General features: G+C 41.6%; 12 protein-coding genes. 8 read left to right on the top strand and 4 right to left on the bottom strand.

Annotated elements, in window-relative coordinates; all coding sequences use genetic code 11:
* Positions 1-148: 148 nt before the first annotated feature.
* Together BGP76_RS09935 and BGP76_RS09930 are read left to right on the top strand one after the other, a co-directional pair.
* Positions 149-16,150: a T9SS type A sorting domain-containing protein gene (locus BGP76_RS09935; RefSeq protein ID WP_119844551.1), complete on the top strand. Its 16,002-nt coding sequence runs from the start codon at positions 149-151 to the stop codon at positions 16,148-16,150.
* Between the two features lie 239 nt (positions 16,151-16,389).
* Entirely contained in the window at positions 16,390-16,857 is a 468-nt protein-coding gene (locus tag BGP76_RS09930; protein WP_119844550.1) for a CBS domain-containing protein, read from the top strand.
* Positions 16,858-16,870: 13 nt separating this feature from the next.
* Here the strand turns inward: BGP76_RS09930 and BGP76_RS20525 are convergent, their stop codons facing one another.
* The 4 genes from BGP76_RS20525 to BGP76_RS09915 form a co-directional block, all read right to left on the bottom strand.
* Entirely contained in the window at positions 16,871-17,005 is a 135-nt protein-coding gene (locus BGP76_RS20525) for a hypothetical protein (RefSeq protein WP_255416106.1), read from the bottom strand.
* 82 nt (positions 17,006-17,087) lie between these two features.
* Positions 17,088-17,969: an ATP-binding protein gene (locus BGP76_RS09925; RefSeq protein WP_073125573.1), complete on the bottom strand. Its 882-nt coding sequence runs from the start codon at positions 17,967-17,969 to the stop codon at positions 17,088-17,090.
* On the bottom strand, positions 17,969-19,105 hold the full coding sequence (locus tag BGP76_RS09920; RefSeq protein ID WP_119844549.1) for an FIST signal transduction protein: 1,137 nt from the start codon (positions 19,103-19,105) through the stop codon (positions 17,969-17,971). The genes BGP76_RS09925 and BGP76_RS09920 overlap by 1 nt, the downstream gene beginning before the upstream one ends.
* An 87-nt stretch (positions 19,106-19,192) precedes the next feature.
* The gene (locus BGP76_RS09915) at positions 19,193-20,617 is read right to left on the bottom strand and encodes a PLP-dependent aminotransferase family protein (protein WP_147407444.1); all 1,425 of its coding nucleotides are present in this window, start codon (positions 20,615-20,617) and stop codon (positions 19,193-19,195) included.
* An 86-nt stretch (positions 20,618-20,703) separates the two neighbouring features.
* Between BGP76_RS09915 and BGP76_RS09910 the strand changes: the two genes are divergently transcribed.
* The 6 genes from BGP76_RS09910 (at position 20,704) to BGP76_RS09885 (ending at position 25,599) form a co-directional block, all read left to right on the top strand.
* Positions 20,704-21,366, top strand: a complete 663-nt coding sequence (locus BGP76_RS09910) for a pyridoxamine 5'-phosphate oxidase family protein (RefSeq protein WP_119844547.1) — start codon at positions 20,704-20,706, stop codon at positions 21,364-21,366.
* A 24-nt stretch (positions 21,367-21,390) separates the two neighbouring features.
* Positions 21,391-21,900 carry a gamma carbonic anhydrase family protein gene (locus tag BGP76_RS09905; protein WP_119844546.1) on the top strand — a complete coding sequence of 170 codons (510 nt, stop codon included), beginning with the start codon at positions 21,391-21,393 and terminating at the stop codon, positions 21,898-21,900.
* Positions 21,901-21,934: 34 nt separating this feature from the next.
* Positions 21,935-22,456, top strand: coding sequence for a DinB family protein (locus BGP76_RS09900; protein ID WP_073125561.1), 522 nt, complete (start codon positions 21,935-21,937; stop codon positions 22,454-22,456).
* The gene (locus BGP76_RS09895; RefSeq protein ID WP_073125559.1) at positions 22,449-22,982 is read left to right on the top strand and encodes a thioesterase family protein; all 534 of its coding nucleotides are present in this window, start codon (positions 22,449-22,451) and stop codon (positions 22,980-22,982) included. Before BGP76_RS09900 ends, BGP76_RS09895 begins: the two co-directional genes overlap by 8 nt.
* A 141-nt stretch (positions 22,983-23,123) precedes the next feature.
* On the top strand, positions 23,124-23,732 hold the full coding sequence (locus BGP76_RS09890; protein ID WP_119844545.1) for a fumarylacetoacetate hydrolase family protein: 609 nt from the start codon (positions 23,124-23,126) through the stop codon (positions 23,730-23,732).
* Complete coding sequence (locus BGP76_RS09885) at positions 23,719-25,599, top strand: M23 family metallopeptidase (RefSeq protein ID WP_147407443.1); 1,881 nt, start codon at positions 23,719-23,721, stop codon at positions 25,597-25,599. Before BGP76_RS09890 ends, BGP76_RS09885 begins: the two co-directional genes overlap by 14 nt.
* The last annotated feature ends 77 nt before the right edge of the window (positions 25,600-25,676 follow it).

Genomic DNA, 25,676 nt, shown 5'->3' with positions numbered 1-25,676 from the left:
GCTAAAATATTATTGGAATAAAAGAGTTTACTTTGCAATTCCTTTTCTCGGATATGTAAAAATCGAGTTGAGTAAAGCCTTTCCTACGATTAGCCTCCCTGTTGTTGAATTGAATAATACTGACCAGCGGTCATAACTGTCATAGTATATGAATACACTATTACCATTCTTTCGAATCTTAGTACTGACATTTTTTGGACTGTTTTCCATTGGCTTTACTGTATATGGGCAAACAGCTACACCTACGCTGACTACCCCGTCTGATAATAGTTTTGACAATGGGGATATTGCTATAGACTTTACTTTGCCAGAAGCCGCTAGTACTGGTACAGTCACAATGACTTTTACCCAGGCAGGAGGAAGTGCAGATGGTAATTCTCCTCATATAGTTACTTTCGATACTCCATATGAGAGTGCAGCTAATCATACAGGTTCACTTGTAGGAGCTGATTTGAGTAGTAGTACTAATGTGATTTCAGGATCTACTTCTAGTAATCCATTGGTTGATGGCGCAGAATACACTGTAGTGTTATCTTATCAAAATGCTGCAGCTGATCCTGCAGCTACTGCAACTAGTACGGTGTTTACTTATGATAATACTTTACCTGGTATCACAGGGTCGAGTTTGACACATACAGGAGAGTCAGAATTGAATTTAACATTTAACCCTGATGAGACAGGAGTCTTGTACTATGTAGCGACTACAGATTCAGATGTACCAAGTGCGGCACAAGTGCTAGCAGGTCAAGACGAAGGAGGAAATGGCTCAGGTACAGGGACCAATTTAGTAGGGTCAAGTAGTGCTGTGGGGGCAACAGGAAGCCAACAGTTTGATATAGGGTCATTGACACTGTCTGATGCTGTGGTCTATTATGTACACTACTTGGTTCAAGATGGAGCGGGTAACAATTCCACGATTGAGTCTGAGAATGTAACAGCAGACGTTTCGGTACCCGTTTTTACTTCTAGTAGTGTTACAGCCGTGTCTAATACAGGTATGTCTATGGTCTACAATGTGGATAAGACAGGAGATTTTTATTATTCCATACACAGTAGTGATCAGAGTGGGTCTATCACAGTGGCTAATATCAAAGATGGAACAGGTACAGATGATATAGGAGAAGAAGGGACATTTACGATATCAGGTACAGGTAGTGATCAAACGGAAGGGATTACATTTAGTGGAGCCATAGCAGAGGCGACTTATTATGTACATTTTATAGCAGAAGATGGTTTAGGCAATCAATCTGCAATTCAAACGCAGAGTTTTATAGCCGACGGGACGGTACCCGGTATCACAGGGTCGAGTTTGACACATACAGGAGAGTCAGAATTGAATTTAACATTTAATCCTGATGAGACAGGAGTCTTGTACTATGTAGCGACTACAGATTCAGATGTACCAAGTGCGGCACAAGTGCTAGCAGGTCAAGACGAAGGAGGAAATGGCTCAGGTACAGGGACCAATTTAGTAGGGTCAAGTAGTGCTGTGGGGGCAACAGGAAGCCAACAGTTTGATATAGGGTCATTGACACTGTCTGATGCTGTGGTCTACTATGTACACTACTTGGTTCAAGATGGGGCGGGTAACAATTCCACGATTGAGTCTGAGAATGTAACAGCAGACGTTTCGGTACCCGTTTTTACTTCTAGTAGTGTTACAGCCGTGTCTAATACAGGTATGTCTATGGTCTACAATGTGGATAAGACAGGAGATTTTTATTATTCCATACACAGTAGTGATCAGAGTGGGTCTATCACAGTGGCTAATATCAAAGATGGAACAGGTACAGATGATATAGGAGAAGAAGGGACATTTACAATATCAGGAACAGGTAGTGATCAAACGGAAGGGATTACATTTAGTGGAGCCATAGCAGAGGCGACTTATTATGTACATTTTATAGCAGAAGATGGTTTAGGCAATCAATCTGCAATTCAAACGCAGAGTTTTATGGCTGACGGGACGGTACCTGGTATCACAGGGTCGAGTTTGACACATACAGGAGACTCAGAATTGAATTTAACATTTAATCCTGATGAGACAGGAGTCTTGTACTATGTAGCGACTACAGATTCAGATGTACCAAGTGTGGCACAAGTGCTAGCAGGTCAAGACGAAGGAGGAAATGGCTCAGGTACAGGGACCAATTTAGTAGGGTCAAGTAGTGCTGTGGGGGCAACAGGAAGCCAACAGTTTGATATAGGGTCATTGACACTGTCTGATGCTGTGGTCTATTATGTACACTACTTGGTTCAAGATGGAGCGGGCAACAATTCCACGATTGAGTCTGAGAATGTAACAGCAGACGTTTCGGTACCCGTTTTTACTTCTAGTAGTGTTACAGCCGTGTCTAATACAGGTATGTCTATGGTCTACAATGTGGATAAGACAGGAGATTTTTATTATTCCATACACAGTAGTGATCAGAGTGGGTCCATCACAGTGGCTAATATCAAAGATGGAACAGGTACAGATGATATAGGAGAAGAAGGGACATTTACAATATCAGGAACAGGTAGTGATCAAACGGAAGGGATTACATTTAGTGGAGCCATAGCAGAGGCGACTTATTATGTACATTTTATAGCAGAAGATGGTTTAGGCAATCAATCTGCAATTCAAACGCAGAGTTTTATGGCTGACAATACCACCCCATCTGTTAGCTCGGTGACCACTGGTGATGACGATGGCGATGGACAGATTGATCGATTGATTGTCGTATTTGATGATCCTATTGATGGCAGTTCGATTGATGTAGACAATACAGGAGGATTTGATGATTTTACCAATTCGGGGGAGTCATACAGTATTGATGCTGTAACGGTAGATAATTCTACTCAGGTTACTCTAACGATCAGTGAGAGTGGTAGTGCTGATACGGACGCTACGCCAGATTTAGACATTGTAGCTTCCCAAATCACAGATGCTGCTGGCAATGTAGTCGCCGCTTCTACAGAAACTTCCGTAGATGGAGCTGCTCCTGTTTTTTCTGCACTATTACCGAGTGCTTCTTCAACTGTTTCGACCTCAGCAGTAGGCTACACGCTTTCGGAAACGATCACTGCAGGTACCGTAATTTTTGAAAGAACAGGAGGGACTGCAGATGGAAGTAGTCCTCATACAGCGAATCTCTCAGGGACTGAGCTTAACGGAGGGACTCGAACAATTGATTTACTGACCGATTTACCAACATTGGTAGATGGTACGACTTACCGAATAGACTTTGATGGAACTGACGGAACGAATGCAGCTACCACAGTGAGTATTACGGATGTCACTATTGATTTCCCAGATATAGAGATCAGTAGTGCTACATGGAATGATACGGATAACAATGGTGAAATTGATCAAGTAATTGTTGCCTTTAACGTAGAGGTATATATTAGTGATCCTAGTGGAGGAGGAGATGGACTACCTAGTCTTGTGATAGCTGACAATGGCACTCCAATCAACCAGACCAATGCGGACTGGGATGATACAAGTGGACCGGCATTTGATTCGCCCATTACCATTGATCTTGCTACAGAAATCGAAAGAACAGATATCACTAATCTAACGGTAACCTATGATCAAGCAGCGAGTGGATATATTCGGTCACGGTCTGGGAGTATTGAACTTGCTGACGATGATGTAGCACAGAGTTATATAGATAATGCAGCTCCAGTAGTGATTAGTGCGGCATATTTAGACGTCAATGAAGATGGTGCGGTTGATAGAGTGGATGCTACTTTCTCTGAAGATATTACAGGTTCGACGTATGAGTCTAATGATTGGAGTTTTGATACGAATGACGAGGGGTTATCTATCACTGGCGGATCTGTGTCAGGGACTGATGTGCAACTGACTGTGTCAGGAGCGACATCCAATAGCACATCCATTGCTACTACAACTATACGGTATAGTAATTTAAATACCACAGGTAGTGTGACAGATGGTACCAATGCTTCGATTACTGGGACAGCAGTCAATGTGGATGATGCTGCGGCTCCTATGATTATAGCTGCTGAGACAGCAGATGAAGATACTAACGGGTTGATTGATCATCTGTATTTGACATTTTCTGAAGCGGTGGATGGTTCAGAAATCGTACTTGCTGATTTTGGAAATATAGACGGAGGAGGCATATTTGGTATTTATACCAAGTCTGCTATCAAAATTCAAAATGTTAGTTTTGGTGATGCTAATGATGACAATGAATTAGTATCTATAGAACTCACAGAAAATCCAGATGCAAATTCTTCTGCTTGGAATGAATATGATACAGAAGTGTCACCTTCTGTTGTATTAAATGCTACTTCGGTACCTGATGTCACGGGTAACACACTTTCGTCATTACAGACATTTATAGGAACAATTGATGGTGCAGGACCTGGTTTGTTAGAAGCGCTCACTTATGATAGCGATGCGGATGGGAAATCTGATAAAATGGAGCTTAGGTTTTCTGAGTCTATTAGTGATCTCAGTATGATTGATGCGTTTGGAGGATTTTCTGTAACGGATATGCTTGGAACAGATGTAGTCACTGGTTTTGCATCTAGTGTAGCTAATATCGCTACGGATACTGATAACAACGATGAGTTTGTCACGTTGACATGGACGCCTGTCAATACAGGCAGCTCTGGTGTATTTGAGTTAGACTTTACTGCTGGGGGTGATGACGTACAGGATTTGTCAACACAGTCCAATGTATTGGAAGATGTTACAGATTTTGAAGCAATGGATGGTGCTCAACCTATCATCCTTTCTGCCACTTGGAAGGATACGGATGTCAATGGATCTATTGATCAGGTAGAATTGGTGTTTGGTGAATCAGTATCGCTGACTGATGGTAGCACGGATGATTATTTTGTAATCGAAGATGCTAGTAATGTACCACACATGATTGATGCAGCAGTATATACTTTTAGTGGGACTACACTCTCTTTGAATTTTTTATCCGACGAAATAGTGGGAACTGGAATCTCTGGACTGGAGGTTTATTATAATGATGGAGGAACTAGTTCCATTTTGGAAACCAGTGGCAGTTTGAATGAAATGTCAGATGCAGAAGCACCAAAGCAATACATAGATGGGGCTGCTCCGGTTTTTACTGCAGTAGATGACAATGGTGGGGATAATTTATATGGGATTGGAGAAACGGTAATCTTAAATGTGGTGGTCTCAGAAGATGTAACTGTAACTGCCGATCTGACTACTTTGAATTCAGGGTTTTCTAATATCGCTCCTCTGAGTGGTGGTTCTGGAGCGTATAATCTGTCTAGGCTCAGTAATAATATGGATGAAGTGAACAATGCTTCCATTGTGTTTACTGCGAATGATGGTGTCAATGGGGATGTAACTAATACTGATTTTAGTCTTCCACTTACTATCTCTGTGGACAAACAAGCGGCAATTACGGTTAGCACTGTTGAAGGTGATGATTATGTTAATGGTACAGAAGACGATGCGAATATTACGATTCAGGGTACAGCAGTTGGTGTCAATGATGGCGCTTCAGTTACTTTGGAGCTATCTGATGGGACGAATGATTACACACCAGCAGGTGTGGTGGTCGCAAGTGAGGCTTGGAGTCATGCTTTTGATATCACAGGAACTTCACTGACCGAATCAGAAATAACAGTTACAGCAGATGTAACAGATGCTGCTGGTAATGTAGCGACTACTGCGACTCGGAACTTTGTGTATGATGTAACGGCATCCATTGCAATCAATGCGACGCTCGAAGGAGATAACGGAATCAATACAGGGGAAATAGCGGATGTTTTGATTAGAGGGACGAGTACAGGTCTGCCTGTAGGGACAACGATTACGCTGACGGTGAGGGATAAAGACAATGCAAACCCAATTTTACCAGCACCAACAGCAACTGTAGGAATTGGAGGCATTTGGGTGTCAGAAGAAATCGACTTAAGTGCTTATCCAGAAGGAACAGTCAACATACAAGCCAGTGCGACTGACGATGCGGGTAACAGTGCTACCATTAGCTCTACTCAACTTACCATCGACAACCTAGCCAGTATTACGATCAACACTGTAGAATCAGATGATATTGTAAATGGTGCCGAGGATGAGGATGTTTTAGTCACAGGAACTACCTCAGATGTCAATACCGTCGCAGATGATATTACGGTAAAGATTTCTGATGGGTCTACCACAGTAACGGCGTATGCAGATGCTACAGCTGGTTCGGGAGCAGGATGGACTATTTCGGGAGAAGAGCTTAATATTACAACGTTGCTCGAAGGGTTAATTACTGTATCGGTATCGATCACCGATGATGCTGGTAATACCGCTACTGCGAGTAAGCAACTGACTTATGACAAGAGTGCTACTGTTAGTATTGCGACACCTATCGAAGGAGATGGTTACATCAATAATGCCGAATCTGATGATGTCATTGTGAGTGGCTTTACTACGGGAGTAGAAAATGGAAATACAGTAGAGGTATACTTCAATGATACTGGTACGGGCCAAGTTGGACCTATTAATGCGACTGTAGCTAGCAATGCTTGGAGTATAGCCGCTACGGATATTAGTACTTTGGCTGTTGGTACCATTACGATTACGGCAGATGTGAGTGACAATGCAGGAAATGCTGCAACTCAGGCTACTCAAAGTGCTGAACTAGATAAGAGTGTAGCTTTGGCTATTGTGACTTTCGAGGCGAATGTGAGTGCTGCAGAAAGCGGAGCTATTGATGTATCTGGAACAACAGACGCTGAAGTAGGTCAAATCGTAGAAGTGACATTTTCTGATGTAGGGGATGCTAATTCAATTACCAAGAATGCGACTGTCGTGGCTGGAACGCCAAATATTTGGGCTTTAACGGATGTAAATGTCAGTGGATTAAATGATGGGCAAATAGATATCGATGCATCAGTATCTGATGTGTCAGGAAATACGAATACGGCTAATGTTAATTTTGATCTTGATAAAACGGCGACCATTGCCATCACGACTAGTCCGTCTATAGAAGGGGATGCTGTAGTGAATGCTACCGAATCTACCGATGTGGTGGTATCAGGTACGACGACTGAGGTCGAAGATGGAAATACCGTGACGGTTACTTTTTCCGATGGGACTAATAGTTTTGATGAAACAGTCAATGTAAATGCTAATGCTTGGTCGGTTACTGCTAATTTTAGCACGTCAGCGTTGGTAGAAGGGACGATCAACATCACGGCCAATGTCAGTGACGATGCAGGTAATGCAGCATCTGAGGCGAGTACGGCGGTTAGTTATGACAAGACAGCGACTGTGTCGATTAGTACAACTATTTCTACGGACAATTATATTAATTCTTCTGAAGATGGTGCCTTGGTTATTTCAGGAACAACTGGAAATGTCGAGACTGGCCAGACTGTGAGTATTACCTATGATGATGCCAATGTGGGTACTGCTCAGGTGACTTCTAGTGCTGTAGTGATCAGCAATGCATGGACATCTACAGATGCTGATATCAGTGGACTGGACGAAGGAACGATTACCATCAATGTGTCAGTCTCTGATCAAGCAGGGAATAATGCCACTGATGCTCATTCAACTGCTGTTTTGGATCAATCAGGAGATCTCCAAATTTCATCTCCATCGACTGTCGCAGAAAAAACAATCAACAATAGTGAAGTAGTCAGCTTCATGATTAGTGGTACAGCAACAGATATCGAGAATGGTCGTACAGTGACGATTACATTGACTGATGGAACAAATACCATCACGGAGACACCTACTGTGTTATCCGAAGCATGGTCTGCAACAGGGATTGATTTGTCCACTTTGGACGAAGGAGGAGTGGATGTTTCGGTAAGTGTATCAGATGTAGCAGGCAATAGTTATTCGGCTACCACTGCCTTGACTATTGACAAATCTATAAGTCTTGCCATTACCACACCAATAGAAAGTGATGATATCGTTTCTCTATCAGAGTCTGAAACCATTGTAGTTTCAGGGACTACCTCAGATGTAGAATCAGGTCGAACCGTAACTGTTACTTTTGATGACGGTACTAACCCAGTAGTGACTGCATTGCCGAATATATCAGGTAGTGCTTGGAGCACAGGTGATGTTGATATATCGGGATTGGACGAAGGAACCATCACAGTAACAGCCTCTGTGAGTGATGTAGCAGGTAATTCTACCAGTGACAATGAGACAGTTACCCTCGATAAATCAGCAAATATAACAGTTGGGACACCTATAGAAATAGATGATGTTGTCAATGGAGCGGAAGATCAAGATGTGGTAGTATCAGGAACAGTTACGGGTATAGAAGATGGACGAACAGTTTCGCTCAGCTTTGATGATACTAATCCAGCAACTACAGCAGTGAGTGCGAGTGCTACGATAGCTTCTGGAGCATGGACGAGTTCTGCTGCGGATATTTCTTCATTGCAAGATGGTACGATTACGATAAGTATTACTGCATCAGATGCTGCGGGCAATAGTTTCACGACTAGTGTTGATGTGGAGTTGGATAATCAAAACCCTTCTGTTTCATTCTCAGATGCACTGTCTGATCCTGAAAATGGAGATCCATTTGATGTCGTTGCTACTTTTAATGAGGCATTGACAGCAGCGCCAGTTATTGGAGACTTTACAGTGACCAATGGAGTAGTTGCCAGTGTGACTGCAGGACCAGGTACGAATAAGTATACTCTATCCATTAATCCTACGGATGCTTTTGATGGCAATGTGTTGATTAGTTTAAATGCTGCTACTGTGACAGATGTAGCAGGCAATACCAATGATGCTTCGGCAGATTATAGTATTGATTTTGACAGTATAGAACCTACAATCCAAAGTGCAAATACAGTGAGTGGGGCAGTATCCATCACGTTAACTTTGAATGAGAATATTTCGATTGACACGAATGAGCCTAGTGAGTTTACTGTCACAGATGAGGCGGGTACGTCATATGCCGTTACAGGGGTTTCTGCTTCTAGTGAAAAACTAACATTGACCGTAGCGAGTTATCTCAACTCTATTGGGGATTTGACTGTTGCTTATGCTAAGTCGTCGAGTGTATATGAGGATGTAGCAAGTAATGCATTACAGTCAACAAGTGTAGTGATAGAAAGAGATATGACAGGTGAGGTTACTATAGTGGAGAATTCAACTGGAGTTGTTGGTGACAATGATGACGATGTTGCACTTTATAGATCAACGACTGATCCAAGTGCGTCAGTTCCCTTGACAATTAAGCCATCTATAGTTGGGAGTACAATCACCATTTATAGAGACGCGTCTTTGACTGATGATGTGTATCAAGCAACTGCAGTACCTTCTACAGGTATTTCACCTACGATTGGAGATTTTATGTCCGAAGACATTACAGACTGGACGGGTTCTGATGACAATGGGGTGTACACGTTCTATATCACAGAGACATCTGTCAATGGTGTTAGTTCTAGAGGTCCTTCTATTGTGTATTCATTGGCTTTTCTTGATGATGTCACTAACTCGGAAGGACAGTCGGTATTTGCTGGAGAGAATAATGTAGGAACAGAGTTATCCGTCGTGCATCCCTCTGGTCAAAACGTTTCTTTTAATGGAAATGGCTTAAGTGGTTTTGAAAGTACTGCAGGTACGGCATCCATAGATTTTATTCCGAGTGTTGCCTCAGGTGGCACACACACGATAGATATCAATTGGGAAAATGTGACATCTGGAGTTGATGCGACATTCGAAGAGGTTCTTGAGTTTACAGTCAACGAAACAATTAACGTTTTTGAGTTAGGTCAATCAACCAATCTTTGTAAAACAGATGCTGAAGCAGAATTGCAAGTGATCTTTAACCCATCGGGTATAGATGTAAATGGAACAGATACGGCTAACCCTGATTTTTATGGGCTAGAGGTGTATTATATTAAAGATGGTAGTATTGATACCAGTATAGGTGCTGTAGGGGGAGTCTCATCATCTACTGGTGGTAATATAGCGTCCACATTGTTGTCTTATGATGGGGCTTCTAGTTCAGGAGGGGATAATAGACCAAGTATTGTAGCAGGAACACCTTCATATTCGAATGGAGAATGGAGATTGAATCCTTCTTCTTTCACCAATTCAAGTACCGAGGTAGATACTTTACGGTTTGTATATATAGTATCTGCTGATGACGGTTCATCTCGATCTGTTGCGGCTGAAAAAGATATTTATTTGTATCCAGATCCTACATTGAGTATGGAAGGGGTAGATGCATACTATTGTGAGGATGATGAAAGTGAAATCACTGTTCAAGTAGATGTAGATGTTTATACAGGTAGTCCTGCCAATGGAGTTTCTACGGTAAATAATGGATTTTGGATCATTAAATATACCGATAGCGGTAGGTCGACAGAATCTGCTACCTATAATTATTCTAGTAGAGTAATTAATGGAACTACTGCTCATTCTAGTACGAACAACCAGACGTTCTTTAAGCCAGTGAATTTGGGAGGGGATGGTTATTATACGTTGTTTTACGAATCGGCAGGAATAACACCTGGAGGATGTACATCTAGTGCGTCGGCTGATTTTGAGGTGCTTTCTACACCAGAGTTGCCTGTTTTGTTGAATGACCTGTCAGGTATTGGAGGATTAGACAGTGATGATGCCTACTATCTACAATATAATGCTGGAGATACGATTTCTGATTTTAGAGCGAAGGTAACGGGAGACAAGGTCGCTTGGTACAACAACCCTGACAAGTCTGGAGAAATAAGTAGTGTCACAGGAACAGATGGGTATACACTCGATTCATTAACGCTATTCAATACCTCTACTCCGAATGGAGGTATTAGCAAGGTGTTTTACTTGACAGAGTATGACTACATTGATATCAACTCATCTGGATTCACAGGCTGTGAGTCTGATGTAAGAAAAATCACAACTGTTGTTCATAACACTACTCCTGCCCCAGCATTGAATTTGTCTGGAGCTGGATCTAGTGGGGCTGCATTGGGCAATAATCAATATGTGTTTGAGTATTGTCAAGATGGTTCATTGAGTATAGACAATATTGTTTTGACAAATGATATATCAGCGACGAGATCTTATTTCTTTCTCATGGATGAAGATCAAACTGATACGATTCGAATCACCACGAATACAATTACACCAGCCTATTTAGGTTTTGATGGTGATGTAGGTAGTGATACATTGGTCTATATTGTTCATGTACAAAATGATAGTACTTACCTCGATAGTGATGCGGAATTTGCTGGTAGCTATAGTGATACGACCAAGGTTGAGTTCTTTTCTTATATAGTTCCGAGCAAGCCAGATACTACAGAGTTTACCAATGGACGGACTGAGTACTATCTATGTAATGGAGATAATTTGGGTACTATAGCTGCTCCAGGCTTAGATGATACCAAATATAACTGGTACACAGATGATGGTACAGGTTCTGGCCCTAGTTCTACATTGATCACGGTAGGGTCATTTAATGACGTGACGGTCAAAGAATCGGAGTTAATTGCTGAAGGAGGTTTTAGTAATACAACAGCTGCTACAGATACTACAGTGTATACTTATTGGGTCACTCAAACTACTAATGTCAATCAAACTTCTGGTTATTCAGGATGTGAAAGTGAGCCAGTGAAAGTAACCATTACAGTATTCCCTGACCCAGCAGCGCCAGTGCTAGTAGCAACAGCCAATGATCAAGATGCGACGGACGATATGGAGTTGAGTGTTTGTGAGGGAGATCTCAATGCCCTCTCGATTTCATTTACCGGGAGCCCAAATGCTGAATTTTTATGGTATTTGTTAGATGGATCTATGAATAAACCTACCAACCCACGATATAGGACGAGTTCGAACACTGTGACGGGTTCACAGTTGGGTATATCAGATGCTACACAAGCCAGTGATGGTAGTATTTATTTCCTTGTTTCGCAACTAATAGATACAGTGAAGGTTGGTTCCGAATTTATCCATGATGGATGTGAGACTTTAGAAGCAGATATGGTCACCGTGAAGATTAATGTGTTTGATGTGCCCAGCAAGCCTGTAGAAGCTTCTTCTGCTATTACTGATTTTTACTATTGTACGGGGGCAACTGTATCTGACTTGAGGGTGACTGGAGAGGATATTTCGGGAGAATTATTTTTTTGGTACGAAAATTTATCAGACATAGGTGTAGCTAGTGCTCGTATAGATACCACAGACAATGACGCAACTACGGCTACAATATTAGATGCTGTACCAACGAGTGTATTAGGTTTAGATGGTAGTCCGAGTGCTGGGGATTATACCTTTTATGTCACACAGGCACAGGATATTAATAACCCGCACTTTACAGGGTGTGAGAGTGAGCCATTGACTATCTCAATACATATTCTGTCAAATCCTGCTGCTCCAGTCTTGAACTTGACATCTGTCGCTCTATGCGACAATGGAGCTAGTACTATTGTTCCTAATTTTCAGGTTCTTAATTCCGCGGGAGGAACATACAATTGGATTCAAGAGGATGTAAATAGTATCAATGATGATTTTGATGGAGCGGATGTGTATCGCTCTGAAAAGTCTTTAAGCAATGTCTTTACGCCTTTGTATGCTAATATGAGGGTTGCCAATGTTAATACTGATCAAAATCATTATTTAGTGTCTCAACTGACTAACGAGAATATCAATTCCTCTGGGTTTGCAGGATGCGAAAGCTCTTATACGTCGTTTGAAGTTGTGGTTAATGATATACCAACTACACCAGTAGTCGCGGGTACAGATGCTGATGGTAACTTTTCCTATTGTTCTGGAGAGACTATCACTACACTGGTTATTGAAAATACATCGGATTACAACGGTGCGACATATAGCTGGTATTCAAATACGGGGCTGACGGCTTTAATATCTAGTTCTCAAAGCACAGATGGCTCGGAGATTTTAGCTGATGATCATCCGTCATTCCCTACTATTGATGACAATACAGATGTAGACTTGAATTACTTCATTATAGCTACTGAAGATGGGTGTAAGAGTAGTGAGTATGATACAGACTTGAGGACTGAACTTACCTTAAGTGTCAATCCATTGCCTGCATTAAGTCTCAATATCCCTAACATAGAATCAGGATCAAGAAGTGAGGCAGGAGAGTATTGTGTGAGTACTGATGAGGTAGAGTTAATTGGTGTAATAGGTCTTAACCCTGCAAATTCTGGCGTCTTCTCACTGAGTACGGATAATACGGCTATCACGAATTATAATGATGGTACTGCAGGCTTTTTGCCCGGTGTAGCGCATTTTGCCACTGATGACAATGGTGTCATTGGAGTAGAGGAAGGGGGGAGTTCTACCACACACACTGTAACTTTTACTTATACGGATCCAGGGACAGGTTGTACTAATGATGTTAGTGAAATGGTTGTGGTCAATCCACTTACAGAACTGAGCCTGAGCAGTGTTCAAACGACAGGTTTTGACTCTTCGAGTGAATTTGCTATTTGTGATTCTTTTGGAGATTTTATTGTTGATGGTACCGCGGTAGATATTGGAGGTGATGATGGTAAGTTTTTCGTCAATGATATTATTATACCAAATTTATCAGGGAGTATTTCTAAGGCTACATTTGAACCTTCTAGATGGGGTAACCATGATACCGAAGGTATTAAAGTAACTTCGACTGATGTAAGTGCTGAATATGTTTTGAGGTATGAATATGCAGATCAGCGTGGATGTTCCAATTCTGTAGAAAAAGTAATAACACTTTATGATCAGCCAGAAGTTGAATTTATTGTAGACGGAGGGTGTGTCAATCCTAGTATTGACTTTTCGGCTTCTGTCTCTACTAATTCACGTTATGATGAAGGAGAGTTGTCTTATTATTGGGCTTGGGAGACTGAGGATGGAGCCGATGTACCCTTGTATGACGAGTATAATGAAACTGATGAGGGACAAAATGTATCAAAGAAGTTTGAGTTAGTAGGGGTTAGAAATGCACAGTTTGTTGCCAAACTATATGCTGACTATACCAATTTTGTGACGGCTAGTAGTATGGACTATTGTCGATCTGAGTTGAGCACAGCGCAAGTGGATGTTAAAATTAGCCCTACTGTAGCTTTTGTTTGGGAGTCTGTGACTGCTGGACAACCTACGACATTCGTTATTGATGAATTACTTTTAGACAATGCTGATATTGATCGAATAGGTTTGAGGTTTGAATCAGGAGCGGATACTGTTTGGACAGACGCAACATTTAGCAATGAAGCTAATTTTACACCTGTGGAGCATCAATATGATACCCCAGGCAATTATGAAGTGTCTGTTACATTGGCTACTGACGCTAACTGTGCTACGACCTTGACACGTGATGTAAATATCTTGCCAAAGATAAAGGTGACCCCAGATCAGCCATATATTGAGACTTTTGAATCTGGAAATTTTGATCCTGATGAGGATGGTTGGTATGCAGAGACATTGAAGGATAATGCTCTATTAATAAATGATTCGACAGGACTATTGGCATTGAGAGAAAAGAGTTGGGTTTGGAAGTCGGTAGACTTTGATGGGATAATTGGTTCTGATCCACAGAAACCAACTACTTCAGGTCCGTATATTTGGTCTACACTCTATACTCGTGATGACGCATCTGTTGGCTACTTTGGAGCAGAGGACTCATGGTTGTATAGCCCGTCTTTTGATATTTCTGAAATGGAGAAACCTATGGTGTCCTTCAATGTGCTGTATCAGTTTGAGGACTCTAAGGATGGTGTAGCGATACAATATAGTGTAGATGATGGTACTTCATGGAAAGTACTCGGATATAATGATGGAGGAGTCAATGGAATCAAATCTGGACTTGAGTGGTACAATTGGGATAATGTAGGTTCAGACCCTGGGCAACAACAGGAACCACAGAATAACAATACGCTGACTTCTACAGGGTGGTCAGGAGCCGCAGATCAGTTGACTTGGGCATCTGCTAGGCATAGTTTGGATGGTGTAGAAGGTGATTTGACCAATGTGCGGTTTAGGTTTGCAATCGCATCTACAGCAGTGACAGGCTCTTCTACAAAGCCTTTTGGATTTGCTTTTGATGACTTTTCGATTCAGGAACGTTCTAAAAATGTGCTTGTAGAGCAGTTTTACAGCATTTCAAATGATGAAGGAGCAGATGATTATAATACAGCAACTGCTAGTTTGGATAGTGAAATATCGGATGTACTTATTAGTGCGGGATTATCCGAAGATCAATTAGGTATTGCTTATCATTTGAGTTTTGATACAGATGTTAAAGATCCTTTTTATGTACTGAATACCTCAGATCCAGGAGCAAGGCGTAGTTGGTATAATGTAGATGCCGTAACATCTTTTCTAGACGGGAATGAAGGGTCTAATGTGTTTGAAAATGGAAATCCGAACCAAAAGAATCTATTGACATGGACTACTAATGATTTGATTTTGAGTTCGTTGGGTAATCCAGGTTTTACTATTGATATTGAAGGGGATGCTTCTGCTTCAGAGAACGAGGTACAAGGGGCTATTACTTTTACAGTGAATACACCAGAAGGAATAGCAGAAGATGAAGAATTGATCGCGTATGTTGCGATTATCGAGCAGAAAGTTGTGAAGTCCATTGGAGGAGTTGAGGAGCATAGGAATGTACTTCGAAAGCTGTTGCCAGATGCTTCCGGACAGTATATTAAGCTTTCTACGAATCTAGGTATGAATGAAGTGCTACCGATAGGGTCGCCGACTGATGCAGATGGAGATGTGTCCACACTGAATGTTCAATGGGATTTGTCAAATATCGCAGATGATGATCAATTAGCAGCGATCGTATTTATACAGAACAGACAGACGAAAGAAGTGTATCAATCTGAAATTGTTAAGGCAGGAAGTTCTGTAGCGGGTGCAGCTTTCGTGAGTGGAAAAGCCTCTGCTAGTAATGGGGTTCTCGGCACTGGAGAGGAAGTTTCTTACCTAGATTTCAATATGTATCCTAACCCTTCTGACCAAGAAATATCTGTTAAATTTACTTCTGAAATGAATGAAGGATTAGAATGGGTGGTTTTTGATCAGACAGGTAGAGTTTTTGAGAAAGGACAAGTTCAATTAGGTGCTGACACCTTTAGATTGAAAACCTCTGATTTTCCATCAGGAATATATTTTCTATCGATTAAGGGAGAGCTACATCAGTTTGATTATAAGAAGTTTATGGTACATCATTGATGATGTCTTAGTTGATTTTTAAAGAGCTCTGTTTGTACTGCGAATAGAGCTCTTTTTGGTTTTAGGCGAACACATGATAGCATTATGATTCCTTATGTTCAATGATAAGTTATGAAACCAAGCAGTTGTAATATAGTTTGGCTATGATAATTTGACTTATCTTTCTTTTATTCAGAAGGTTATGTTTGTGTTTAAGGCCGTTATTTGTTATCTTATACATTCACCTAAATCCTACTGTCATGGTAAAAAACTATCGTGGTGTGCAAATGCTGAAGCCAGTTGCCACCGACACGCAAAGAATATCAGTTAGAGATTACATGTCTACGAGACTCATTACTTTTCATCCAGAGCAATCGATTATGGAGGTTGTCGAGAAGTTACTTGCCAATCGTATTTCGGGGGCTCCAGTAGTCAATAGTATGGGAGAACTCGTAGGGGTTATTTCTGAAGGGGATTGTCTGAAAGAAGTAGTCAAAGGGAAGTATCATAATCTACCAATTTTAGGAGGGAAGGTAGAGGGTCACATGGCTACTAATGTTATGCAAATACACCCAGACACCAATGTGTTTGAGGCAGCTAAAATGTTTTTGGAAATGAAAATTAGAAGATTTCCTGTTCAGGATGATCATGGTCGACTGATTGGGCAGATCAGTCAAAAGGATGTGATGAGAGCGGTAAAGAATTTGAAAAGTGAGAACTGGCACTAAAAGCAGTTCTGATTTAATGTTTGTCCTCGTGTTGTTTGATGTTCCATATATCTTCGTGCTCGTTTTTGTGCGATCGAGTGGCTTGAAAGCCAAATATCGATAGGGCAATTAGTGCCCAGCCAAAAGCTAAAATCTCTAATGAATCCATTTCGGTGTTGTTTATAGCCTCTATGTAGACAAAACCATACCAGAAAATGAATTTGTATCTCTAACTAAGCATTTACTTATACCTAATGTCGTTCTAGGTTAGGTATAACAACACTAAATCGTGTACCCATACCTAATGTAGATTCCACACTGATACTCCCATGTAGCTTTTGAATAGCCTCTTTGACGATGTATAATCCGAGACCAGAGCCTTTTGAATCAGGACTTGCACGATAAAACATGTCAAATATTTTTTGCAGATAGGTGGCATCTATACCAATGCCATTGTCTTCTATCTGTACAGTCATCGCTTTCTCGTCTATCATGGCTTCTATGTTGATGAAGCTGTCCGAAAGGCTAGCGTTTTGGTATTTGATGGCGTTTGAAATCAGGTTGTTAAAGATGATTGTAAGTCTTCGTTCGTCGCAGTAGAATTTTTCTTTTGCGTCTATATTGACTAGTTTGAGGAGTGTAGAGCAGCCAGGTAGATAGTTGAGGTGTTTGAAGGATTCGTTGATGATCTCCCCGATATCTACTTCCTTCTTTTCGACATCCAGTCGAGAGTTTCGCGAGTAGTCTATGATATCACTGATGAACTTGTCCAGGTTAACAGTGCTGTCGCGCAGTAGTTTGAGATAGCCTTGAATATCGTATTGTTTGTTTTCCTTTTCTATGATATTGAGTAGACCAAGGATAGAGAGCAGAGGGGCACGTAGATCATGCGAAGTACTGTAGACAAATCGATCCATCTCCTCATTGATTTTTTTAAGCTCCTGATTGGCATCTAGCAGCTCTTCCGAGCTTACATTCATGACACGCTCTATAAGTTCCTGATCTCGCTCAAAATTCGTATAGGTTTGACTAATGTCATTCAATAAATTATTGAGTCCTGCTGGGATTGGGGTATCGCTGGCGTATTTATTGATCTGTTTTTGGAGTAAATGATGTAAGTGATTTGAATCCATTAATTTTCTCTAAAGGCTGTGAATACCAAACATTGGTTGTGAACTTCACTTTTTGAATTAGGTTGGTTGGGAGATATTTCTCCATGTGAATAAAATCCCATCATGGGTGTTTCGTAGCTGAGAATCGAATTTACAGATTCTATCTCTTCACAAACCCAATCCTTGAGAACATTTCTTCTCCCAGAGCAATTTACCAACAAAAGAAAATCAGCTTTTTGATCGTCTAAAGGCTTTAGACTATGATTTGCCGCTTCTTGTACCGATGAGAGTAGAGAAGAGATGTTGGTTTTCATCATCCGAATATTATCTCCAATAGAGAAGCCACTCGAAAAGGTAATAGACCCATCAGGATGTAACTCTATGGCTGATCTTACAATTCGTGGATCTGATGCTACTCGTTTGATCCCTAAAGGGAATTGAGAAATAGCTTGGTCTACATCATCAACTACGTGCTCTAAGTATTGTTGGTAGAAGTGGTAGGCACTCTTATGATCTATCTCGTATAATCGGTTGTTTTCTACCCTTGTGATGGTTTTTTCCGCTCCGAAACTCGTCCATCCTCGTGCGATACTATAACCTACTTGTAGGTTTTCTCCACTGAATCCTATGCCAATTAATTGTCCTTTTTTAGGAGGTCCATTTAGTCCGACAAGAGAAGTGTTGGTATCTTGATAGATACCGGGTAATCCTCCAGTTACAGGAACGTGTTTTGCTAAGTTGATGTGGATACCAGTCATCAAGTCACTACTTTGTAGATTTTTACTGTCTGAGAATACAAGTAGATGGGTAATGAAATCTTTATCCAGATCTGCAGACAAGTGTGTACCTGCATCAAAACTGTCTTTTACTTGATTGATATCTATTTGGACACACTGAATGTCTGTTTTCTCAAAGAAGAGAGCAGATACAATTATTTGTTGATCTACCAATTTTCCATTTAGAATCTCTCCATCACTACCGCAGGTGATGATGTCAGCATTAGGATATTTGGTTCTGAGTTCATCGTAGCGTGTTGGATCTTGGATGAGATCAAAATTACCAATAGCAAATACGAGGTTGGCTGTATCACTTAGGTTTTTGTCCGATATGGATTGCCATTTGTCTTTAGGAGACCATTTGATTTGCTCTACCTGCATGTATTCTTAATAGGTTTAAGTTGTTTGATTCTGTATCAGAATATAGCGCATCAATATAATGAATCTGAATGTTTTGAAGTCTAGAAGTTATGTGTTTTTATGTTTTAGCCGGTGTATAGAATCTTGTAAGATTGTCAAGTGATGCTCAATTTCATCTTCATTCAAGGAGGCAAACCCTAAACGACACTTATCTTCTTCGGAATAGGTGTCTACATCTAGGTGTAGATGCTGTTTTAAAGTTGTTTCTTTAAGTGTTTTGACCTTTAGATTATGAAATTTAACCCAGACCGCCATCCCTCCGTCTGGTGTTTCAAAGGAAACTTGATCAGATAATTTATGCTGGAGTGTTTTGCAAAACAGGTCTCTACGATCTCTATAGATTTTGACTGCTTTTTTGATGGAGCGCTGGATATCACCGTCTTCTATCAGTATAGATAGAGATTTTTCGATGATGGGGTCGCCTCGTCTGTCTATGAGTTTTCTGATTGTTATGCAGCGCGAAATGATGTCCGGATGAGCATACATATACCCCATTCGAATAGAAGGAGCGAGAATTTTGCTAAATGAACCAATATAGATAACCTGCTGTCCTTGATCTATACTAGCGATAGGAAGTATGGGCGAACCTGCGTAGTGATAGTCATAGTCATAATCATCCTCTAATATATAAAACCCGTGGTGCTGTGCCAGTGCGAGTAGTTTGAGTCGATGTTCGATGGGCATAGTGACAGTAGTAGGATAGTGGTGGTGTGGACTGATGTAGATGGCTTTGATTTTTTGTGTTACTATGATAGATTCTATTTGATCTATATCTAGTCCATGCCGTGTTACCTTAACTGGGACGAGTTGTCCGCCTAGATATCGAATGGTCTCGTTGGCGGATTCATAGTTGAGATGCCCGACAATGACCCGATCTCCAGGGGATAGGATGACCGAGCAAGCTAGAAATATTGACATTTGACTCCCGCGAGTGATGATTAGATCATTTGCAGTAGGAGTAAGTGCTCGTGTATCATTGAGGTATTTGGCGAGGTTTTGTCGTAGAGATACATGACCAGCAAAATGACTTCCAGTCAAGACTGATTTACTAAGCTTGCTTTCGGTCAAGAATCGAGCAGTCTTGTAAAGAGCCGTGACTGGAGCGATACGATAGTCGGGTGTGCCATCATTGATTTGGTGGGTTTTGACTGCTAGAGTTGTTGGGGATTTAGGACTGGATGGTCGTATGAACCCTAGGGCTTTAGGCTTTAGGATTGGGAGATTTTTTTTGACGAACGTTCCTTTATAGGGGATGATTTCAACCCAACCTTGAGAGAGTAGTTCGTCATAAGCGAGTTGTACTGTTTTGCGATTGAGTTGTAGTTGTTCTGCTAGTAGTCGGCTGCTGGGGAGTTTGGTGCCTAGTGTGACTCTACCACTGGAGATTTCAGCGGTGATGTCATCTGCGATTTGTAAGTAAACCGCCCGTCGAGTATCTGGTGTGAGTCGAATGATCGTTTTCCAAGGTAGCATATCTGGACCATCTTTTAGTTTGAATCTGGTATACAATGATAATCCACTGTTGTGTTAGTATTGTTCAAGAATTTAAAAATAATGAGATGACACAGTTTCCAAAAGAAGCAAAAAACAAAGTCGTAAGAGGTGCAAAGAGAGCTACTTATGACAAAGAAACTATATATGAAATACTCGACGCAGGCTTTCTATGTCATATTAGTTTTGTGATGAATGGTGAGCCTTTTATGATCCCAACGGCTTATGCTCGGTCAGGGGACAAAATATACATCCACGGTTCGGTCAAGAGCAGAGCAATCAAACAAACCAAGGCGGGAGCACCCATATGTTTTTGTGTGACTCATCTCGATGGGCTGGTGTTGGCACGCTCGGCATTTCATCACTCGGTTAACTACCGATCGGCTATTATTTATGGGCACGCCAATGAGCTAGTCGTTGATGCGGATAAGAACGAGGCACTGCATTTGATTACAGAAAATTTCCTAAAAGGACGGTGGAATGAGGTGCGTCAGCCGAACCAAAAGGAGCTAGATATCACTTCTGTACTAGAGATCAGTATCGAATCGGCATCTGCCAAAATCAGGACAGGCTCCCCAGTAGATGATGAGGAAGACTATGCACTAGATATATGGGCGGGAATTTTACCTGTAGAAACGCGCTATGCTGCACCCGTGGATGACACAAAGTTGCGTCCAGGGATTGCGACGAGTCCATCGGCCAAGCTTGCATGGGAGGAGTCAAAAGAATAGATTTGTTTCAAACATGAAACTATTATGGCATTGATCAGAGAATTGCTGGGGAAGACTCCAAAACAGGGAAAAGATTGTTGGTTTGCAGAGACTGCAGTAGTGATAGGAGACGTGACGATGGGGGACAACTGTAGTATCTGGTACAATGCTGTCCTACGTGGTGATGTAAACTCTATCACTATTGGTCATAACTCTAATGTTCAGGACAATGCCATGATACACTGCACTTATCTCAAAGCACCTACTGTCATCGGTAACCATGTCTCTATTGGTCACAATGCCATCGTGCATGGTTGTACACTGGAGGATAATGTACTGATAGGTATGGGAGCAATCGTGATGGATCATGTAGTGGTAGGTACTGGCTCTATTGTGGGAGCAGGTGCAGTGGTGTTAGAAAATACCATCATAGAACCTGGCTCTGTCTATGTGGGTAATCCCGCACGAAAGGTCAAGGATATAGGAGACAAAGGGAAGGCCGAGATACAACGCATCGCAGGCAACTACCTGAAATATTCGAGCTGGTATAAGTAGAGGAAATTCAAACCCAAGATTAACATTAAAAAACATGACAATAGCTAAGCCAACAAATGATGAATATGGAGCTTTCTATCAAGGTTATATCGATCATGTGATCGAAGAAGTAGACATTTTAGAAACACTGAAAAATCAACGTGATGAGTGGGTAAAATGTTATGAGTCCCTGGATGAGGAAAAATGGAACTATGCCTATGCTGAGGGTAAATGGACGATGAAACAGTTGTTACGCCACGTTATCGATACGGAGCGAGTGTTTGGCTATCGAGCGATGTGTATTAGTCGTGGCGATCAGACGCCTTTACCAGGTTTCGAGCAGGATGACTATATAATAGGGGCAGAGGATGATGTCAATACCTCTCAGGATTTACTCACTGAGTTTATCCAAGTTCGAAATGCCAATATGAGTATGATACAGAACCTAACGAAAAATCAGCTCCAAAAAACAGGTACAGCAAGTGGACAGAAAACTTCTAGCCGTGCTATCGTATATATCCTAGCAGGACACATGTCCCACCATATGAACATCATTAAAAATCGATACAATGTTTGAATTCGACCCCAACAAACGCTACGAGAAAACCACCAAGACAAGATCTGTTATTCGTTTTCAGGATTGCGACCCACTCAGACATTTGAATAATGCCAAGTACTTTGACTACTATTTCAATGGTCGAGAAGATCAAGTACCCAAGTTGTATGGACTCCAGAACTCTGAGATTTATCAGGCATTTGATGCGGTATGGGTGGTGTACAATCACCAAATATCATACCTGAGACCCGCAGGGATGGGTGAGTGGGTGCATTTACACTCAAGAGTCATGTGGTATGACGAACGTTCTGTAGTGGTGGAGTACTTCATGACGGATGATGACGAAACCCACCTCAAAAATATCCTATGGAGCAAACTTCGATTTGTGGATAATCATGGTAAGTCTACGCCACACCCACCTAAGTTGATGGAGTTTCTTTCTACAGTGTCATTTGATGACTATCTGGATGGTAAACCACTCGATTTTGATCAGCGTCTACAGGAGGTCAAGGAGGAAGTGAAAAACAAGCAGATTCGCTACTATTAGAAGACGAGTAGGTGGAATTAATATGCATTCAGTACGGTATGCTTCTTTAGCCGTATTTCATATATTTCTACCTAATTACTTTTACATTTCAGTTCACTTACTTGAACTTAGCGGTCATTTTGGATCAAACCCCATATACGGATGAAAATACTGGCAATAGGAAGAAACTATGTAGAGCATATTCAGGAATTAAATAATGAAAAGCCTGACGAACCCGTTGTGTTTTCCAAGCCTGATTCGGCTCTGCTCCGCAACAACGATGCTTTCTATTACCCAGATTTTACCAAGGATATACATCATGAGGTGGAGGTAGTTATTCGTATCTCCAAAGTGGGCAAAAACATCGAAGAGAAATTTGCACACAAGTATTACGATCAGTTCGCGATTGGTATTGATTTCACTGCGCGCGATTTGCAAACCAAACTCAAAAGCAAGGGACTGCCATGGGATATTGCCAAAGGGTTCAATGGCTCAGCGCCGATCTCTGAATTTCGCTCCGTAGAGGGGTATGATCTTAATAATTTGAATTTCGGATTGAAAATAGATGGTAAGAGTGTTCAGCAGGGCAATACCAGTCTGATGATGTTCGATGTAGACTTTATTATCGCTTATGTCTCGCAATTTTTTACTTTGAAAAAAGGAGACCTTATCTTCACGGGAACCCCAAAAGGTGTGGGTCCTATCCAGATAGGCAATCGTTTGGAGGCATATCTAGAGGACGAAAAAGTGATGGATTTTGAGATTAAGTAGTATTGTTACCCTTCTTTTATTAGCCAGTATTAATGTGTCTGCTCAGTCACCTAAGCGAGGTGATTTTATATTTCCAGTCAGGCCAAAACAAGAGAACTACCTGGCGGGCACTATGGGAGAGTTACGTTCGACGCATTTTCACTCTGGGATAGATATCAAAACCAGCGGAATCACGGGTCTACCGATCTATGCGGCGGCTGATGGCTATGTAGAACGTGTACGTGTGTCTACGAGTGGTTATGGTAATGCACTCTACATCGCACATCCTCATAATAACTCCGTCACGGTATACGCACATCTCGAACGTTTTAGCCCTGAGATCGCTGCCTATGTGAGGGACAAACAGTATGCACTTGAAAGTTTTGATGTCAATTTATTTCCTGACAAGGGACAGTTCGCGTTCAAGCAAGGCGATGAGGTCGCCAAGTCGGGCAACTCCGGGTCTTCCTCTGGGCCGCATCTGCATTTTGAGATCCGAGACAAAGCACACAAAATACTCGATCCATTAGATTTTGGTTTTGACGAGATCGTGGACAACATCGCTCCGACTGTCTCTAAAGTTGCTTTTGTGACCATGGACGATCATGCACGGGTCAACGGCTTATTTGGTCGCTTTGAGTTCAATGTACAGATGGATAAAGCTGGAAACCCAGTAATCAATGAACCCTTGTCACTGTTTGGGAATATCGGAGTGGAAGTCTATGTCTATGATCAACTCGATGGCGCACGCAACAAAAACGGGGTAAGACATCAGACGCTCACACTAGACAATGAGTTGATTTTTCAGCAAGACGTAGCGACCATGGAGTTTCATCTTCAAAGAAATATTTTGGTGCATACCAACTATAAGCGATCCAGTCAGGGTGGTCGACGTTTTAACAAGTACTATGTCGATGCGGGCAATGAACTCACTTTTTACGAGACTAATAATCTAGATGGAGTTATGCGTGTGATGGATTTGAATCCCCATCATCTGGATATACGGTTGGAGGATAGCTATGGCAACCTGAACCAATACCGATTTACCATTAATGGATCGAGTGATGATCTGAGAACGTATCAGTTGGCTCAGAGTGCTGATAAACCTGCTGTTGATCTACACCGTGGTTTTTTGGAGTTAAAGACGGATTTGACAGACCGTATTTACTGTGAGGCCAAAGTCTATGTGGACTCTACCATGTATCGTCAGCAGATGTCCTACGATGTGCTAGACCAGGCTTATTATATCTGGGACATGCGCTATGGTATGCCTGATTCGGTAGAGATCTGTGATCAGATGCAGTATTTCGATTTTGTAGCGAAACTTCCCAAGCATAGAGCTGCGGAGTACGAAGGAGAAACCTGTACTGTGCGTTTTAGCAACCAAGCGTTGTTTGATCAGTTGTTTTTGCGTTATCAATATGTTGATGAAGGAGGGGCGGAGTATTTCCAGTTTGGGAACGAAGATGTGCCATTGCGTAAATATGTGGAGATCCAGCTTAAGCCTAGTTTGCAGTATGATGTCGAAAAATCTGCCGTGTACAGTGTCAGTAGTCGTGGATCTCTGAGCTATATGGGAGGCGAATGGGAGCAGGGAACGGTGACTTTTAGGACTAGAGACTTGGTCAATTATACGGTCGCAACAGATAGTGTAGCTCCTTTGATCAAACCGCTTCGTTCGAAGTATAGTTTACGGTTTTTAGTGACAGACGATATGTCAGGGATAGGAGAGATACGTGCAGAACTGAATGGAAAATGGTTGCTGATGAACTATGATGCCAAACGTAACTTGATTTGGTCGGATGAGAAATCAGTGGTCATAGGAGAACTCAAACTGGTCGTCACGGACAACTCAGGGAATATCGCTACCTACGAGCGACGATATTGACTCTAGTCAGTCTGGACGCTTTCGAATTGCAAGAGCAGGCTTTGATATGTTCGGATTTGCAGCTAATTTCATGCCTC

The organism is Reichenbachiella sp. MSK19-1, assembly GCF_003590315.1.
In the GTDB taxonomy this organism is placed as follows: Bacteria; Bacteroidota; Bacteroidia; order Cytophagales; family Cyclobacteriaceae; genus Reichenbachiella; species Reichenbachiella agariperforans.
The sequence above is the reverse complement of the archived record's forward strand: the minus strand, read 5'-3'. Positions and strand labels throughout refer to the sequence as shown.

Coding starts and splice junctions, on each gene's coding strand:
- BGP76_RS09935 (WP_119844551.1), top strand. CDS start 149: ATGAATACACTATTACCATTCTTTCGAATCTTAGTACTGACATTTTTT.
- BGP76_RS09930 (WP_119844550.1), top strand. CDS start 16,390: ATGGTAAAAAACTATCGTGGTGTGCAAATGCTGAAGCCAGTTGCCACC.
- BGP76_RS20525 (WP_255416106.1), bottom strand. CDS start 17,005: ATGGATTCATTAGAGATTTTAGCTTTTGGCTGGGCACTAATTGCCCTA.
- BGP76_RS09925 (WP_073125573.1), bottom strand. CDS start 17,969: ATGGATTCAAATCACTTACATCATTTACTCCAAAAACAGATCAATAAA.
- BGP76_RS09920 (WP_119844549.1), bottom strand. CDS start 19,105: ATGCAGGTAGAGCAAATCAAATGGTCTCCTAAAGACAAATGGCAATCC.
- BGP76_RS09915 (WP_147407444.1), bottom strand. CDS start 20,617: ATGCTACCTTGGAAAACGATCATTCGACTCACACCAGATACTCGACGG.
- BGP76_RS09910 (WP_119844547.1), top strand. CDS start 20,704: ATGACACAGTTTCCAAAAGAAGCAAAAAACAAAGTCGTAAGAGGTGCA.
- BGP76_RS09905 (WP_119844546.1), top strand. CDS start 21,391: ATGGCATTGATCAGAGAATTGCTGGGGAAGACTCCAAAACAGGGAAAA.
- BGP76_RS09900 (WP_073125561.1), top strand. CDS start 21,935: ATGACAATAGCTAAGCCAACAAATGATGAATATGGAGCTTTCTATCAA.
- BGP76_RS09895 (WP_073125559.1), top strand. CDS start 22,449: ATGTTTGAATTCGACCCCAACAAACGCTACGAGAAAACCACCAAGACA.
- BGP76_RS09890 (WP_119844545.1), top strand. CDS start 23,124: ATGAAAATACTGGCAATAGGAAGAAACTATGTAGAGCATATTCAGGAA.